This window comes from Inquilinus sp. (genome assembly GCF_057815775.1).
In genome coordinates this window covers 1-14,460 of record NZ_JBYRFX010001059.1, presented here as the reverse complement: position 1 = coordinate 14,460, position 14,460 = coordinate 1, and the positions used below count along the sequence as shown (strand labels likewise).

19 protein-coding genes are annotated in these 14,460 nt (G+C 68.3%); 8 read left to right on the top strand and 11 right to left on the bottom strand.

The window, feature by feature from the left end; genetic code table 11:
* The first annotated feature begins 12 nt into the window (after window positions 1-12).
* Entirely contained in the window at window positions 13-126 is a 114-nt protein-coding gene (locus tag AC3XYG_RS37850; RefSeq protein ID WP_489145065.1) for a hypothetical protein, read from the top strand.
* Here the strand turns inward: AC3XYG_RS37850 and AC3XYG_RS37845 are convergent, their stop codons facing one another.
* A complete protein-coding gene (locus AC3XYG_RS37845) occupies window positions 127-585 on the bottom strand; it encodes an SRPBCC family protein (protein ID WP_489145063.1) in 459 nt (152 codons plus the stop codon).
* Between the two features lie 16 nt (window positions 586-601).
* On the bottom strand, window positions 602-1,036 hold the full coding sequence (locus AC3XYG_RS37840) for an SRPBCC family protein (RefSeq protein ID WP_489145062.1): 435 nt from the start codon (window positions 1,034-1,036) through the stop codon (window positions 602-604).
* Window positions 1,037-1,171: 135 nt separating this feature from the next.
* Between AC3XYG_RS37840 and AC3XYG_RS37835 the strand changes: the two genes are divergently transcribed.
* Window positions 1,172-2,254: an adenylate/guanylate cyclase domain-containing protein gene (locus AC3XYG_RS37835; protein ID WP_489145061.1), complete on the top strand. Its 1,083-nt coding sequence runs from the start codon at window positions 1,172-1,174 to the stop codon at window positions 2,252-2,254.
* 18 nt (window positions 2,255-2,272) lie between these two features.
* Here the strand turns inward: AC3XYG_RS37835 and AC3XYG_RS37830 are convergent, their stop codons facing one another.
* Entirely contained in the window at window positions 2,273-2,455 is a 183-nt protein-coding gene (locus tag AC3XYG_RS37830; protein WP_489145060.1) for a hypothetical protein, read from the bottom strand.
* A gap of 135 nt (window positions 2,456-2,590) precedes the next feature.
* Window positions 2,591-3,619 carry an aspartate-semialdehyde dehydrogenase gene (locus AC3XYG_RS37825; RefSeq protein ID WP_489145059.1) on the bottom strand — a complete coding sequence of 343 codons (1,029 nt, stop codon included), beginning with the start codon at window positions 3,617-3,619 and terminating at the stop codon, window positions 2,591-2,593.
* A gap of 214 nt (window positions 3,620-3,833) precedes the next feature.
* On the opposite strand from AC3XYG_RS37825, the gene AC3XYG_RS37820 reads away from it, so the two are divergent.
* A complete protein-coding gene (locus tag AC3XYG_RS37820) occupies window positions 3,834-4,166 on the top strand; it encodes an Mpo1-like protein (protein ID WP_489145058.1) in 333 nt (110 codons plus the stop codon).
* Between the two features lie 167 nt (window positions 4,167-4,333).
* Here the strand turns inward: AC3XYG_RS37820 and AC3XYG_RS37815 are convergent, their stop codons facing one another.
* On the bottom strand, window positions 4,334-5,335 hold the full coding sequence (locus tag AC3XYG_RS37815) for a hypothetical protein (RefSeq protein ID WP_489145057.1): 1,002 nt from the start codon (window positions 5,333-5,335) through the stop codon (window positions 4,334-4,336).
* Between the two features lie 263 nt (window positions 5,336-5,598).
* Between AC3XYG_RS37815 and AC3XYG_RS37810 the strand changes: the two genes are divergently transcribed.
* Complete coding sequence (locus AC3XYG_RS37810; protein ID WP_489145056.1) at window positions 5,599-5,919, top strand: Mpo1-like protein; 321 nt, start codon at window positions 5,599-5,601, stop codon at window positions 5,917-5,919.
* A gap of 244 nt (window positions 5,920-6,163) precedes the next feature.
* Here the strand turns inward: AC3XYG_RS37810 and AC3XYG_RS37805 are convergent, their stop codons facing one another.
* The 5 genes from AC3XYG_RS37805 to AC3XYG_RS37785 form a co-directional block, all read right to left on the bottom strand.
* Window positions 6,164-7,549, bottom strand: a complete 1,386-nt coding sequence (locus tag AC3XYG_RS37805; protein ID WP_489145055.1) for an OmpP1/FadL family transporter — start codon at window positions 7,547-7,549, stop codon at window positions 6,164-6,166.
* Window positions 7,550-7,903: 354 nt separating this feature from the next.
* A complete protein-coding gene (leuB, locus tag AC3XYG_RS37800; protein WP_489145054.1) occupies window positions 7,904-9,019 on the bottom strand; it encodes a 3-isopropylmalate dehydrogenase in 1,116 nt (371 codons plus the stop codon).
* A gap of 85 nt (window positions 9,020-9,104) precedes the next feature.
* Entirely contained in the window at window positions 9,105-9,311 is a 207-nt protein-coding gene (locus AC3XYG_RS37795) for a DUF1737 domain-containing protein (RefSeq protein WP_489145053.1), read from the bottom strand.
* 11 nt (window positions 9,312-9,322) lie between these two features.
* Window positions 9,323-9,931: a 3-isopropylmalate dehydratase small subunit gene (gene leuD, locus AC3XYG_RS37790; protein ID WP_489145052.1), complete on the bottom strand. Its 609-nt coding sequence runs from the start codon at window positions 9,929-9,931 to the stop codon at window positions 9,323-9,325.
* A gap of 153 nt (window positions 9,932-10,084) precedes the next feature.
* Window positions 10,085-11,230: a vWA domain-containing protein gene (locus AC3XYG_RS37785; protein WP_489145051.1), complete on the bottom strand. Its 1,146-nt coding sequence runs from the start codon at window positions 11,228-11,230 to the stop codon at window positions 10,085-10,087.
* Window positions 11,231-11,457: 227 nt separating this feature from the next.
* Here AC3XYG_RS37785 and AC3XYG_RS37780 point away from each other — a divergent pair, with 227 nt between their 5' ends.
* The 4 genes from AC3XYG_RS37780 to AC3XYG_RS37765 all read left to right on the top strand — a co-directional run bounded on the left by AC3XYG_RS37780 (window position 11,458) and on the right by AC3XYG_RS37765 (window position 14,305).
* Window positions 11,458-12,201 (top strand): 2OG-Fe(II) oxygenase, encoded by a 744-nt coding sequence (locus AC3XYG_RS37780; protein ID WP_489145050.1) that lies wholly within the window; start codon window positions 11,458-11,460, stop codon window positions 12,199-12,201.
* Window positions 12,202-12,285: 84 nt separating this feature from the next.
* A complete protein-coding gene (locus AC3XYG_RS37775) occupies window positions 12,286-12,879 on the top strand; it encodes a HutD/Ves family protein (protein WP_489145049.1) in 594 nt (197 codons plus the stop codon).
* The gene (locus tag AC3XYG_RS37770; protein WP_489145048.1) at window positions 12,876-13,463 is read left to right on the top strand and encodes a DUF1993 domain-containing protein; all 588 of its coding nucleotides are present in this window, start codon (window positions 12,876-12,878) and stop codon (window positions 13,461-13,463) included. The genes AC3XYG_RS37775 and AC3XYG_RS37770 overlap by 4 nt, the downstream gene beginning before the upstream one ends.
* An 11-nt stretch (window positions 13,464-13,474) precedes the next feature.
* Entirely contained in the window at window positions 13,475-14,305 is an 831-nt protein-coding gene (locus tag AC3XYG_RS37765; RefSeq protein WP_489145047.1) for an inositol monophosphatase family protein, read from the top strand.
* A gap of 10 nt (window positions 14,306-14,315) precedes the next feature.
* On the opposite strand, the gene AC3XYG_RS37760 is transcribed toward AC3XYG_RS37765, so the two are convergent.
* A complete protein-coding gene (locus tag AC3XYG_RS37760; protein ID WP_489145064.1) occupies window positions 14,316-14,435 on the bottom strand; it encodes a YciI family protein in 120 nt (39 codons plus the stop codon).
* Window positions 14,436-14,460 lie beyond the last annotated feature (25 nt).

Here is a 14,460-nt window from a genome sequence, read left to right as displayed (position 1 = left end):
ACCACCGCGCCGATGCTGATCTTCGGCTGCCTGGGGCTGCTGCGGCCGCTGAAGGGCTGGCTGGTCGCCGCGCAATACATCAACAAGGCCGGCGAAGCGCGGCTGGTCCGCGACGGCGAGGACTGATCAGTCGCTGCCGGTCTTTCCCAACCACGGATCCGGGCCCGGGTCACGGCCGGCCCCGACCTCGGCCAGCCGGTCGAAATAATGGGCCCAGCCTTCGGCGTGGCCGGCACATTGCTTCGCGTCGGGCAGGCCGCTGTGGGTCATCCGCACCAGCGTACCGTCCGGCTGCTCGATCAGGTCGATCTCGACCAGGCTTGACCCCGGCGGCACCGCCTCGCTGCCGTCCCAGCCGAAGCTGTAGGCCAGGCGATGCACCGGCACCACCTCGCGAAAGCTGCCGCGCGCGACATGCGCGCCTGTGACGTTGACGAGGTAGATCCCGCCGGGCTGCGGCTCGAGCTCCGCCTCGGTGCCCATCCAGCGCAGGATCTTGTCGGGGTCGGTCAGCAGGGCGAAAACGGCGGCCGGCGGCGCCGCGATGCGGGTCTCGCGCCGGACGACGAGGTCTTCTGGCATCATGTCCTCCCTGATGGCGTCACAGCGATGAATCGGGGGATGAGTCGGGGCCGGCCAGCACGTCGGCCAGGCGATCGAGGAAATGGGTCCAGCCCTTCTCATGGTCGGGCAGCGCCGCCGGCGGCAGGCCGCTATGGGTCATGCGCATCAGCGTGCCGTCAGGCTGTTCGATCAGGTCGATTTCGACCAGGCTCGACCCCGGCGGCACTTCGGCATTGCCGTCCCAGCCGAAATCGTAGACCAGGCGATGCACCGGCACCACCTCGCGGAAGCTGCCGCGCGCCACGTCGTTGCCGTTGACGTCGAGCAGGTACAGGCCACCGGGCTGCGGGTCCAGCGTCGCGGCGACGCCCATCCAGCGCACGATCTTCCGCGGGTCGGTCAGGAAGGCGAAGACGGTCGCGGGCGGCGCCTGGATCCGGATCTCGCGCCGGAACACGGTCGGGTCGGTCATCTCGGTCGCTTCCCCCGCAGCCCCCCGGCGGTGACCGGGATCTGTCCGGACCGAGAATACGGCGGCACCCATGAATGTTCCATGGCGGTCGCAGCGCGGATGACAGGCCCGGCCGCCCGGCCGCATGATCGGCCGATGCAGTTGCCCTCCACCCTCGCCTGGCTGGTCGACGAGGCCGCCGGCCTGGCCGGCCCGGACCGGTTCCTGGCCGGCCTCGGCACCCGCCTCGTCGCCGACGGCGTGCCCCTGGCCGGTGCCGCCCTGACCCTGGCGGTGCCGGACCCGATCATCGCCCGCCGCACCTGGCTGTGGCGGGCGGAGACCGGCGCGGTGATGGAGGCGCTGGGCTTTGCCGCGATCGGCGTCGCCACCCCTTCGAGCGGGGGCGCCGCCGGTCGGGACTGGCTGGCAGGTCTGAGCCCCGGCCCGATCCAGGAGGATGCTGCCGGCACCGGAACCGACGCGCCGCTGCTGGGCTGGGTCGGCACCCGCCCGCTTGATCCCGCCGAGGTCGCACAACTGCGCCAAGCCGCACGGTTCGCAGCGGCCCCGCTGGCCGCCCTGGCGGCGCGGGCGACGCTGACGGCGCTGCTGGAGGCCTATCTCGGCCGGCGCAGTGCTGCCCGCGTCCTGGCCGGACCGCTGCGCCGCGGCGGCGGCGAGACCATCGAGGCGGTGCTGCTCTACGCCGATCTGCGCGGCTTCACCGCCCTATCCGAGAGCACGCCGCCGGCCACGGTGATCGCCGCCCTGGATGCCTGGTTCGTCCGCATCGCCGGTGCGGTGCATGCCTTCGGCGGCGTGGTGCTAAAATTCATCGGCGACGGCGTGCTGGCGATCTTCCCGGTCAGCGGGGCGCCGGCACCGGCCTGCGACGCCGCTTTGCGCGCCGTCACCGCCGCCCGCGCCGGCATGGCGCATCTCGACGCGGCGCGGCTCGCCCAGGGCCTGCCGGCCCTGCCCTTCGGCGTGGCGGTGCATCGGGGTGAGATGCTGTGGGGCAATATCGGCGCCGCCGACCGGCTGGACTTCACTGCGATCGGGCCCGCCGTCAACCTGGTCAGCCGGCTGGAAGGGCTGTGCCGCCCGCTTGGCCGGGCCGTCCTGGTGTCCGGCGCAGTGGCGGCCGAGGCGACAATGCCGCTGCTGGATCTGGGCGAACACGCGCTGCGCGGCATTGCCGTGCCCTGCCCGGTCTTCACCCTGCCCGAAACCTGAACCGGCATCGTTCCAACGTCAGGCGGCGAGCATCTCTTCGCACATCTCGGCGATCAGCAGCCAGGTGGCGACCCAATGCTGCTGGTCGCCCGGCGCGCAGGTGTCCGCCTGCCGTCGCGCCTCATCCGGCGCGGCCGGACCATGGCGGCGCAGCAGGATCTGGGCCGATCGTTCGATCTCATGGGCGGTCAGGCGGCTCATGCCGGGCGATGGGGAAGCCAGCGGTGCATGAGGGCGATCTAAATAAATTAGATAAAATTGTCTATATACAATCCGGTGAGGCTGCCGTGCAGGCCTGCCTCCTGCGCGCCGCGGCACGCAGGAGGCATTGGACGATCAGGCCGCCTTGCGCAGGTGGCCGCCCTTGACCAGCAATTCGGCGATCTGCACCGCGTTCAGGGCCGCGCCCTTGCGCAGATTGTCGGCGGCGACCCACATCGACAGGCCGTTCTCGATGGTCGAATCCTCGCGGATGCGGCTGACATAGACGTTGTCCTCGCCGGCGATCTCGACCGGGGTGACATAGCCCTCGTCATGCCGGTGATCGACCACGGCAATGCCCGGCGCGCGCTTCAGCGCGGCCCGCGCCTCGGCGGCGGAGATCGGCCGCTCGAACTCGATGTTCACCATCTCGGCATGGCCGATGAAGACCGGCACCCGGACGCAATGGGCGATGACCTTGATCGAGGGGTCGAGGATCTTCTTGGTCTCGACCACCATCTTCCACTCTTCCTTCGTCGACCCGTCATCCATGAAGCTGTCGATGTGCGGGATGACGTTGAAGGCGATCTGCTTGGTGAACTTCTCCTTCACGATCGGATCGTTCACGTAGACGGCGCGGGTCTGGTTGAAGAGCTCGTCCATCGCCTCCTTGCCGCCGCCGGAAACCGACTGGTAGGTCGAAACCACGACGCGGCGGATCTTGGCGAGATCGTGCAGCGGCTTCAGCGCCACCACCATCTGGATGGTCGAGCAGTTCGGGTTGGCGATGATGCCCTTGCGGTTGAAGCCGGCGATCGCCTGCGGGTTGACCTCCGGCACCACCAGCGGCACGTCCGGGTCCATCCGGAAATGCGAGGTGTTGTCGATCACCACCGCCCCGGCCTTGGCCGCGCGCGGGCTGTGCGCCGCGGAGACCTTGCCGCCCGGCGAGGACAGCACGATGTCGATGCCCTTGAAGTCGAAGTTGGCGAGTTCCTGGATCTTCAGGATGTCGTCTTCGCCGAAGGACACCTCGCGGCCGACCGACCGCTCCGACGCCAGTGCGATGACCTGATCGACCGGGAATTCCCGCTCGGCGAGGATGGAAAGCATCTCGCGACCGACATTGCCGGTGGCTCCGATGACCGCGACCCGATAGCCCATGTCTTTAATCCGGCTCGTTCGATTTGCTGTTACGGATGCACTCGGTAGAATGGTTGCCGGCCTGCACGCAACGGCACAGCCATGCGATTCGTGCGTGCCGATCATGCCGTCAAGGGACGGCTGGCCGCTGGACCAAACAGGATTTCCGAGATCGGCCTATAAATGGGCCGGTCCGGGCGTCCTGCAACCCTTGAGCTGCACGGGAGGACCCGCGATGGCCGAGAAGCTGCCGAGCTATTCCGCCTTCTGGCCCTATTACCTGCGCGAACATGCCCGGGCCCGGACCCGGGCGCTGCATTTCCTGGGCACCAGCCTGGCCTTGATCTGCCTCGTGCTGCTTGTTGTCAGCGGCAATTGGTGGTGGCTGCCGGCGGCGCTGGTCGCCGGCTATCTGTTCGCCTGGATCGGCCATTTCTTCGTCGAACACAACCGGCCGGCAACCTTCATCCACCCGTTGTGGTCGCTGGCCAGCGATGTCCGCATGTACGCGCTGTGGGTCACCGGCCGGCTGAAGGGCGAGCTGCGCCGCGCCGGGGTGGAGCCTTAGAGACCGTCTGGTAATGCTACTGACGCGGCCGTCTGATGGCGGTTCCTCCGCTTCCGGTGCTCACGGACCCAAACGTCCGCTGCGCGCCGGTTCTCGAAACCACCACCAGCCGACTCACGCCAGCGCATTTCCAAACGGTCTCTTAGAGACCGATCCCCGGTCAGCCGTCACGGCTCCGGGCAGATCGGGAGCGACCGCGGCGGGGGGGCCGGATGATCGTCCTGGTATCGGGCGATGATCGGTTCGAGGACTGCTCTCGGCCAGAATTTCGGAGAGCCGATCTGCTTCAGGCAGGAGGCGTTCCAGTAAAGTCCGGCTTGCGACAGCGGACGGCCGGTCGCCACCGCCCGGGCGACGGCGTCGATGTCGCGCGATTCGGGATAGATATAGAGGGTGGTCGGATTGTCGCTCAGTATTGCGACGATCTGCCGGGCGTCCGACGGGGACCAACTGGTGCAGCCGTTGCTGCGGCCGGCGGTGTAATCCACCAGGTCTCCGACGGGGACGTAGCCGTCCTGGTCCGCATAGGGGCTGCCTGGATTTCTCCGCATGCACATCCCCCGCAACACCTGGGCCGCATGCCCGCCGATGAGGCGCTGCCTGGCGTTTGCGGTCTCGCCTTCGCCGTCGAACTGGACGAAGGAGCGGACCAGGAGCTCGTCATGGCCCGGCGAGACGCGGTAATAGCCCTTGAAGGTCTCATTCGTCTCGGCCGTCACATAGGCTCCGCCGGTCGTCAGCTCCGAATCCAGGGCATTGCCGAAGTTGCTGGCGCATTGTCTGCCGTTCGCGAAATCCGCAATTCCCTTCAGATCGCGACCGCTGCCGTGACCCGCCGAAATCGCGCGGAACGACCGCTCGGCTTCACAGATGACATAGAAGCGACGCCCCGCAACTCCGTCGCCTGCATTGGCGGGACGCGTCGCATCCATCGCCAGGTAGCAGGGGTTTCTCACTGCACCTTCGCTCACCTTCTGCAGATAAAGCGCCCGTGCCCTCTGCAGGACCACGCCGGCGATCTGACCTTCGCCTTCGCCGACATAGGCTCTCAGCCATGCCGGAACATCCGACCCCGCGGCAAACGATCGCTGTGGAGCCAGAAGGATGATGCAGATGATCAACAAGGCAGGGATGCCGACGACACTCAGGAAGATCGATCTTGCCCACATCGGATCAGCTCTCCCAACGAGGCGTTTCACGCCGTCTTTCGGCGCTATTGCCGGACATCCGCGACACCAGGCCCGGCCATGGAACGGCTGCGTGACGGACGGGCATGACGGCCGATCATAGGACAGCCCGTTGAATCAGTCCGGATGAGATTGCGCTTGCCGCCCAAAGGTGGAGGCCCGGGGATCGCCGCTCGCTGTCCAGGATTCCTCAGCCGTGAGAGCTGCCTGTTCAGCCACACCAATCGTTCGGCGGTGGACGGACGGTGAGGGGCTGGACCGCCTTCTGGCTCTATTACCTGCGCGAGCATGCCCGGGCGCGGACCTGGGCGCTGCATTTCCTGGGCACCAGCCTGGCCTTGATCTGCCTCGTGCTTCTCATCGTCAGCGGCAATTGGTGGTGGCTGCCGGCGGCGCTGGTCGCCGGCTACCTGTTCGCCTGGATCGGCCATTTCTTCATCGAGCACAATCGCCCGGCGACCTTCATCCACCCGCTGTGGTCGCTGGCCAGCGATTGCCGCATGTACGCGCTGTGGGTCACCGGCCGGCTGAAGGGCGAGCTGCGCCGCGCCGAGGTCGAACCTTAAGAGCGGGGTTATTTCGGGTGATTGCGCGTTGCCTCTCCCGCTTGCGGGAGAGGTCGGAGACGCGAAGCGGCTCCGGGTGAGGGTTCTTCGTCGAGGCCAGGGCAAGCCCTCACCCGGTCTCGCTCCGCGAGCCCGACCTCTCCCGCCAGGCGGGAGAGGCAACTTTTCCCCAATCGCCAAAACAACCAAGCCCGCCTCCGGTTTCCCGGGGCGGGCTCGGCGTCCGGGGGGACGGACGACAGGATCAGAAGCGGTAGCGCAGGCCCACGGCCAGGATGTCGACGCTGGAGTCGGTCTTGCCGCTGTACGACACGTCGGTCTGCAGCGGCGTGCCGGCGTAGAATTCGCGGTCGGCGTCAAACTTCTTCGCATCGATGAAGATGTGCGAATAGCCGAGGTCGAGCGACAGGTTCTCGGTCACGTTGTAGCTGGCTCCGGCCGACAGCCAGTAGCGGTCGCCATCCGGCGTGCGGCTGGACCGGAAGCCGGATTTGGTCGGCGTCGGGTCGTATTGGAAGCCGGCGCGCAGGGTCAGGTCCTGGGTCAGGGCATATTCACCGCCGATCGCCGCGGACACCGTGTCCTGGAAGCGTTCCGGCGTCACCAGATCGGCGCCGCCATCGGCGCGTTCGACCCGGATTTCCTTGAACGACGACCAGCCGTACCAGGTCACCCCGCCCAGCAGGGTGAGCTGCGGGGTGATCACCTGGCGGATGCCGACCGAGACGATCGGCGGCAGGTTCAGGTTGGCCGAGGCGTCGGTGTTGAAGTTGGGCGCACCGCCGGGGATGATCGGCGGGAAGGTGAGGCCGGTGAGCTGGGCCTTGCCCTGCAGCCGGTGGTCGACCTCCGACCGGAAATCGACGCCGATCCGGGTGCCTTCGGCCGGCTGGATCATCGCGCCGATGTTGACGCCGAAGGCCCAGCTGTCGCCCTTGACCTTCAGCTTGCCGTCATCGGCGAAACCGGGGATGGCGCCGGCAAACGGGTTGGGCGTTTCGCTGTCCAGCGTCGCCTCGGCGTAGGACACGTTCAGCCCGATGCCGAAGGACAGCCATTCGGTCGGCCGGAAGGCGATGGTCGGCTGGAAGTCGAACACCCGCAGCGACGTCTTGGTGGAATCGTAGCGGCCGAACCAGTCGTCGCTGTATTTGCCTTCGAGCCCGAACGGCGCGGTGAAGCCGAAGCCGACCCACAGGCGGTTGTCCGTCGTCGGCACCGGCACCGCGACATAGCCGCTGGGCACCGGGGTCGGGTCATAGGGGTTGCCGCTGTTCTTCTTGCCGGAGACGGCCCCCGGCGGCCGGTTCGGCAGGAACGGGGCGAGCCCGGGATAATCGATGGTCGACCCGTCATTCTTGATCTTGGAGTTCGGGAACAGGACGTTGGCGCCGAACTGGACCTGGCCCGAACTCAGGAAGGGCATGCCGGCCGGGTTGTAGAAGACCGTGCTGGCATCGTCGGCCGCCGCGGCGGAACCGGCGAAGGCGCGGCCGAGGCCGGTTACGCTCTGTTCCTGGATGAAGAACCCCGCCGCCTGGGCGGTGCCGGCCCCCGAGAGCCCAACGGTGGCGATCCCCGCCATCCCCAGCGCAAGACGCGAAATGCCCCCGATGATGCCATGCTTCATCTCGGCGTATCCCCCCATGTCGTCGTCTGGACAGTTACCAGGCGATTGCGTTTGTAATCCTACCGTCACGCGCAAGACGACGACCCGTCAAGTACCGTTGAAGACCTCCTTCGAATCGGAAACCGGCAGTAACCGAAACCCCTTGATGACGCTACGTCAACCGCTCCACAGGATCGGCCGGGGCGGATTCAGAATTGGCTGGGAGCGGACCGGATCGAGCCGGCGCACGAATCGCAACGACCGTGATTCGGGACTTCCGGGACAGATCAAATGCCAGACAAAAAGGCGAGGCCGGGTGGCCTCGCCTTGTTGCAACGCACAATTACTGAAAAAGGGGCTGAAAAGCCGCCGGGGTCAGCGGCTGCGCTGCGCCATTGCTTCGAGGATCGCGGTGCCCATGTCGCCGGTCGACACCAGCTGGACGGCACCGGTGCCGGCGATATCGGCGGTGCGGATGCCGCGATCGAGCACGTCGGAGACCGCCCCCTCGATCAGGTCGGCCTCGGTGCCGAGGTCGAAGCTGTAGCGCAGCATCATGGCGAAGCTGAGCAGGGTGGCGATCGGGTTGGCCTTGCCCTGGCCGGCGATGTCGGGGGCCGAACCATGCACCGGCTCATACAGCGCCTTGCGGCGGCCAGTGGCGTCGGGCGCGCCGAGCGAGGCGGAGGGCAGCATGCCCAGGGACCCGGTCAGCATCGCCGCCTCGTCCGACAGCATGTCGCCGAACAGGTTGTCGGTGACGATGACGTCGAACTGCTTCGGGTTGCGCACCAGCTGCATGGCGCAGTTGTCGGCCAGCATGTGGCTGAGCTGGACGTCGGAATACTGCTCCTGGTGCAGCTTGGTCACTTCCTCGCGCCACAGCCGGCCCGATTCCATGACGTTCATCTTCTCGACCGAGCACAGCCGGTTGCCGCGCTTGCGCGCCAGCTCGAAGGCCACGGCGGCGACGCGGCGGATCTCCGACGTGGTGTAGACCTGGGTGTTGACGCCGCGGCGTTCGCCGTTGCCGATGTCGGTGATGCCGCGCGGCTCCCCGAAATAGACGCCGCCGGTCAGCTCGCGCACGATCAGGATGTCGAGGCCCTCGACGATCTCGCGCTTCAGCGACGAGGCATCGGCCAGCGCCGGATAGACCAGCGCCGGGCGCAGATTGGCGAACAGCTCCATGTCCTTGCGCAGGCGCAGGAGACCGGCTTCCGGCCGGATCGAGAAATCGACGCCGTCCCATTTCGGCCCGCCGACCGCGCCGAGCAGCACGGCGTCGACCGCCATCGCGATTTCCATGGTCGCGTCGGTGACCGGCACGCCATTGGCGTCGATCGAGCAGCCACCCACCAGTGCCTCGTCGAGATCGAAGCCGACGGCGCGCTGGCTGCCCATCCACTCGGCGACGCGCTTGACCTCGCCCATCACCTCCGGGCCGATGCCGTCACCGGCGAGGACGAGGAGCTTCTTGTTGGCAGGCATGGGAAAACGACCTTTGGCAGGGGTTGGAGGACGATATCGAGTGGACCCCGGGACCGGGATCAGAAGAAGGCGGCCTGAGGCCGCGTCATTGCCGGGAGAGGTCGAGGTCGGGCGAATAGGCGGCGCCCGCGACCTCCTTGACGATGGCCTGGCCGCAGATGACGCGCTTGGCCTCCGGATCGTAGGTCAGCGTCGGCGCCTGGTACAGGTCCCAGCCCTGGTTCAGCGCCGCGGTGATCCGGTGGCAGAAGCTGGCGTCATCCGGGCCGGTGAGATAGCGGTACAGCCGCATCGCCGCCGGCGTCAGGCCGCGAGCCAGGGCTGGGCGGTCTTGCGCTTGGCCTCGAAGCTGTCGATCGACGTTTCCTGCTGCAGGGTCAGGCCGATGTCGTCGAGGCCGTTGATCAGGCAGTGCTTGCGGAACGGGTCGAGGTCAAAGCGGACGACCTCGCCATCCGGCCGGGTGATCTCCTGCTTCTCCAGATCGACCGTCATGGTCGAGTTGGCGCCGTTCTCGGCGTCCTTCATCAGCAGCTCGATCTGCTCCTGCGGCAGGGCGATCGGCAGGATGCCGTTCTTGAAGCAGTTGTTGTAGAAAATGTCGGCGAAGCTGGTCGCCAGCACGCAGCGGATGCCGAAATCCAGCAGCGCCCAGGGCGCATGCTCACGCGACGAGCCGCAGCCGAAATTGTCGCCCGCGACCAGGATCTGGGCCTTCTTGTAGGCCGGCTGGTCGAGCACGAAATCCTTCGGGTTGCCCTGTTCGTCCGTGCGCAGTTCGTAGAACAGGCCGGCGGCGAGACCGGTCCGCTTGATCGTCTTCAGGAACTGCTTCGGGATGATCATGTCGGTGTCGACATTGACGATCGGCAGCGGGGCGGCGACGGCGGTGAGCGTGGTGAAGGGCTGCATGGCGGCGGCTATGATCCTGGGGGGACAGGCTTCAAGTCATGCCACAGCCGGGGCCGCGGCCAAAGCGGGGAATCGTCACCCTCCCCGCGGTGCAATCCGCGCCGGGCCCCGGTATCCGCCGGTTTCAGTGCCCGGCGCGGCCGCCGGGACTGCCTAGTCCAGCTGCATCCGCAGCGTCTCCTCCACCACGCGGTCGAAGCTGTCGGACGGGGTGGTGCCGGCCTGCTTCGCCTGTTCCGCCGCGATGAAGGCGTCACGCTGGCCGATCAGCCCCGCCATCTGCGCCGTCAGGGCCGCGCGGTCGGCCTGCTGCTGCGCCACATAGGCCTGCCGCTCCGCCGCGCTCTTTCCCTGCAGCACCTCGGGCAGATCCGCCTCCGGCACCGCGTCGAGCGTGCTGGTGCCGGCGGCGATGTCGGCCAGCAGGTCGCCGACGCCGGTCACCACCTGGCTGCTGCTGTCGGCCCGCTTGCTGTAGAAGCCGGAATTCTCCGCCTGCACCGAGGCGGGGGCGGCGGCACGCACATCCATCTTCTCGCGCAGGCCGCTTTGCTGCTGAACCGAGCCGTAGGGGATGACGGTGGCGTCGATCCGGCGCTGCAGGATGACGATGTCGCCGTCGAACGGCGTCGCGATCATCGCCACCTGCCCGCCATCCTGCGGGATCGGGATGTAGCGGCCGGCGCCACGCTGGGCGATGTCCTGCCACAGCTGCCGGGTGTCGCCGGCATCGCCCGCCTGCACCGCGTTGACGATGATGCCGCGGCCCCGTGCCGCCGCCACCACGTCCTGGTATTTCGGGGCGTTGGCGTAATCCATGTGCGGCGGCGCGTCGCCGACCAGGAAGACGATCTTCTTCGCCCCGGCGCCCGCGCTCCAATGCACCTTGTTGACCCCGGCGTGCAGCGCCTCGTTCACCGATTCCGGCCAGTCGCCGCCGCCATCCGCCCGCACCTGCAGCAGGTCGCCATACAGGCCCTGGATGTCGGTGGTCAGGTCGACCACCCGGGTGACGTAGTCGTCGCCGCGGTCGCGATACACCACCAGCGCCATGCGGATCTCGGCGTTCGGATTGGTCTCGACGATGCTGGTGGCGATCGACCAGATCTTGCGCTTGGCGCCGTCGATCAGCTCGGCCATCGAACCGGTGGTGTCGAGCACGAAGGTGACCTCGACCTGCGGCCGGACCTGGCCCGGCCCCGGTGCCGCCCAGGCCGGCACCGCCAGCGCGGCGCCGAGGGCCGTCCCCAGCAGCAGGCGCCGGGCAACCCGGAAGCCCCGATCGGTCAGGCGTTTCATGACGTCACTCTCCCGTTGGATATCCGGGCCGGCGGCCCTGGATCTCCGGATGGTGCGGGCCGGCCTGCGTCGTTTCCGGGGCGGAATGATCGATGACGCTCCCCAATCCGGCCATGGTCCTGTGCCGGCCCGGCCACGCCGCCCGAATTCGACCGCAAGAGCCGGAGTGCCCACCGGCCCCCGACGCGCCACCCTGGCGTCATCACAGCAACCGGGAGGCCCGACCGATGCCCCGCACCGCCCTTCGCTCCGACGATTCCCGCCCTTCCCCCGCCGACCGGGTCGCCCGGATCGACTGGGACCGCACGGCCGGTGAGCTGGACCAGCATGGCGCGGCGATGCTGGAGGCGCTGCTGACGCCGGAGGAATGCCGCGATGTCGCCGCCCTGTACCCGGAGGACGGGCCGTTCCGCAGCCGGGTGGTGATGGGCCGGCACGGCTTCGGCCGCGGGGAGTACAAATACTTCGCCTATCCCCTGCCCGACCTGGTCGCCGGCCTGCGCACCGCGCTGTATCCGCGCCTGGCGCCGATCGCCAATGGCTGGAACGGGCGGCTGGGCATCGCCACCCGCTATCCCGCGGCGCATGAGGCGTTTCTGGCGCAGTGCCACGCGGCCGGCCAGAAGCGGCCGACGCCGCTGCTGCTGCAATACGGGACGGACGACTACAACTGCCTGCACCAGGATCTCTACGGCGACCTGGCCTTCCCGCTGCAGGTCGCAATCCTGCTGTCCGAGCCGGGCCGCGACTTCACCGGCGGCGAATTCGTGCTGACCGAGCAGCGGCCCCGCATGCAATCGCGGCCGGAGGTGGTGCCGTTGCGCCAGGGCGATGCCGTGGTCTTCGCCGTCCACCACCGGCCGGTCGAGGGCAGCCGGGGCGCCTATCGGGTCAATCTGCGGCACGGGGTCAGCCGCCTGCGCTCCGGCCACCGGCACACGCTCGGGGTGATCTTCCACGACGCCCGATGACGACACGGGATTGACGCGATCGGGGGTGGATGGGGCTCGGCCTATGCTATGGTTCCATCCCCATTTCCGGAGGTTGCGTCGGCCATGCCCGCTCGAATCGTTTCGCCCGCCCAGCACAAAGTGATGCCCTGGCGCAACGGCGGCGGGACGACGGCCGAGATCGCCTTCGAGCCGAGCGACGGCCCGACCGGGTTCCGCTGGCGGCTGAGCCTGGCCGATGTCGCCTCGGAAGGCCCGTTCTCCGCCTTTCCCGGCTGCAGCCGTACCATCATGCTGCTGTCCGGGCCCGGCATGGAGCTGACGATCACCGAGGGCGGCACGGCACCGCAGACGACCCGGCTCGACCAGCCACACCAGCCCTTCGATTTCGACGGCGAGGCCGAGACCTCGTGCCGGCTGATCGACGGGCCGGTGCGCGACCTGAACGTCATCGCCGAACGGTCGCTGCAGATCGACCACCGCGTCGTGGCGCTGGACGATGCCGATGCGATGCTGGAGCCGGCCTCGATCTGGCTGTTCCACGTGCTGCGCGGCACCGCAGTGATCGACATCGGCCGCCATCTGGCCATCACCGAGGGCGAGACCGCGATCATCGAGGATGAGGACGACCGCGCGCCCCATCTCCGCGGCGCCGAGGCCGACAGCCTGGTCTACGCCGTGGCGCTGCGGCCGCGGTGACCACGGTGACCGTGGCGATCTCGATGTACCAGGCCTCGGTGCCGGTGTTCGCCCGCGTGCTGACCAGCTGCGTCGGGATCCTGGCCAAGGCCGAAGCCCATGCCACCGCCAGGGGCATCGATCCGGCGATCCTGCTGGAGGCTCGGCTGGCGCCAGACATGTTCGCGCTGGCCCGCCAGGTCCAGATCGCCGCGGATGGCGCCCGGGGTGCGGCGGCGCGGCTGGCCGGCGTCACGCTGCCGGACCCGGAGGCGGAGGATTTCGCCGTGTTCAACCGCGGCATCCAGCACCGCTTCGCCGCCGCGCCGGAGGATTTCGCCGGCCTGGCAGCCCGCATCGCGGCGGTCCTGGCCACTCTCGATACGCTTCAGCCGGGGCAGATCGACGGGTCGGAGGACCGCGTGATCGACGTCACCCTGGGCGGCCGCACCCGCCGCTTCGCCGGGTTGCCGTTCCTGCTGCACTACGTGCTACCCAATCTCCATTTCCATATCGCCATGGCCTACGCGATCCTGCGCCATCACGGCGTCGGCCTCGGCAAGCCGGATTACGAGGGGCCGCCGGCCTACGCCGCCCTCCCATAAGGCAGATCCCCATGCCCCTCACCCACCAAGACGCCCTGGCGATCGGCGAGATCCTGGCCCGGGCGGGGCGGGAGCAGATCATGCCGCGGTTCCGGCGGCTGCGGGACGGCGAGGTCAGGCAGAAATCATCGGCCTTCGACGTCGTCACCGACGCCGACGAGGCGGCCGAGCGGGACATCACGGCGGCGCTGCGCGCCCGGTTTCCCTCCGCCCTGATCGTCGGTGAGGAGGCGGCGGCCGCCGACCCCGGGCTGGTCGACCGGATCGCCACCGCAGACCTTGCCTTCATCGTCGATCCGATCGACGGCACCAAGAACTTCGTCTCGGGCCTGCCGCTGTTCGGGGTGATGGCCGCCGCCACCGTGCGGGGCGAGATCGTGTGCGGCGCCATCCACGACCCGGTGTGCCGGGACACCGCCTTCGCCCTGCGCGGCGACGGCGCCTGGATCGAGGGAGAGGGACGCCCAGCGACCGGCCTGGCCGTCGCGGCCGCGGTACCGGTGGCGAAGATGGACGCCATCATCGGCACCAACTTCCTGCCCGAACCGCTGCGGTCGACCGTCAACGGCAACCTGCCGAAGGTGGCGATGAGCTCGTGGCTGCGCTGCGCCGCGCATGAGTACCGGATGGCGGCAGCCGGCCATTGCCACCTGCTGCTTTACAACAAGCTGATGCCTTGGGACCACGCGGCGGGGTGGCTGCTGCACCGCGAGGCCGGCGGCCACAGCGCCCATTTCGACGGCAGCGCCTACAGCCCGACCCACCTGACCGGCGGCCTGATCTGCGCCCCGGACCCGGAGAGCTGGTCGGCAGCCCGGGACGCACTGCTGGAGCGGTCCTAGGCCAGCAGGTTCAGCCGATATGCTTGTCCCAGCGATGGATGTGCACCTCGCCGAAGACGCCGGCCTTGGTGAACGGGTCGCCGTCATGCATCTCCACCACGGCCTCGCGGCTGTCCGCTTCCACGATCATGAAGCTGGCGATGTTGGTGTCATGG

Coding starts and splice junctions, on each gene's coding strand:
- AC3XYG_RS37850 (WP_489145065.1), top strand. CDS start 13: ATGCTGATCTTCGGCTGCCTGGGGCTGCTGCGGCCGCTGAAGGGCTGG.
- AC3XYG_RS37845 (WP_489145063.1), bottom strand. CDS start 585: ATGATGCCAGAAGACCTCGTCGTCCGGCGCGAGACCCGCATCGCGGCG.
- AC3XYG_RS37840 (WP_489145062.1), bottom strand. CDS start 1,036: ATGACCGACCCGACCGTGTTCCGGCGCGAGATCCGGATCCAGGCGCCG.
- AC3XYG_RS37835 (WP_489145061.1), top strand. CDS start 1,172: ATGCAGTTGCCCTCCACCCTCGCCTGGCTGGTCGACGAGGCCGCCGGC.
- AC3XYG_RS37830 (WP_489145060.1), bottom strand. CDS start 2,455: ATGAGCCGCCTGACCGCCCATGAGATCGAACGATCGGCCCAGATCCTG.
- AC3XYG_RS37825 (WP_489145059.1), bottom strand. CDS start 3,619: ATGGGCTATCGGGTCGCGGTCATCGGAGCCACCGGCAATGTCGGTCGC.
- AC3XYG_RS37820 (WP_489145058.1), top strand. CDS start 3,834: ATGGCCGAGAAGCTGCCGAGCTATTCCGCCTTCTGGCCCTATTACCTG.
- AC3XYG_RS37815 (WP_489145057.1), bottom strand. CDS start 5,335: ATGTGGGCAAGATCGATCTTCCTGAGTGTCGTCGGCATCCCTGCCTTG.
- AC3XYG_RS37805 (WP_489145055.1), bottom strand. CDS start 7,549: ATGAAGCATGGCATCATCGGGGGCATTTCGCGTCTTGCGCTGGGGATG.
- leuB (WP_489145054.1), bottom strand. CDS start 9,019: ATGCCTGCCAACAAGAAGCTCCTCGTCCTCGCCGGTGACGGCATCGGC.
- AC3XYG_RS37795 (WP_489145053.1), bottom strand. CDS start 9,311: ATGCGGCTGTACCGCTATCTCACCGGCCCGGATGACGCCAGCTTCTGC.
- leuD (WP_489145052.1), bottom strand. CDS start 9,931: ATGCAGCCCTTCACCACGCTCACCGCCGTCGCCGCCCCGCTGCCGATC.
- AC3XYG_RS37785 (WP_489145051.1), bottom strand. CDS start 11,230: ATGAAACGCCTGACCGATCGGGGCTTCCGGGTTGCCCGGCGCCTGCTG.
- AC3XYG_RS37780 (WP_489145050.1), top strand. CDS start 11,458: ATGCCCCGCACCGCCCTTCGCTCCGACGATTCCCGCCCTTCCCCCGCC.
- AC3XYG_RS37775 (WP_489145049.1), top strand. CDS start 12,286: ATGCCCGCTCGAATCGTTTCGCCCGCCCAGCACAAAGTGATGCCCTGG.
- AC3XYG_RS37765 (WP_489145047.1), top strand. CDS start 13,475: ATGCCCCTCACCCACCAAGACGCCCTGGCGATCGGCGAGATCCTGGCC.
- AC3XYG_RS37760 (WP_489145064.1), bottom strand. CDS start 14,435: ATGATCGTGGAAGCGGACAGCCGCGAGGCCGTGGTGGAGATGCATGAC.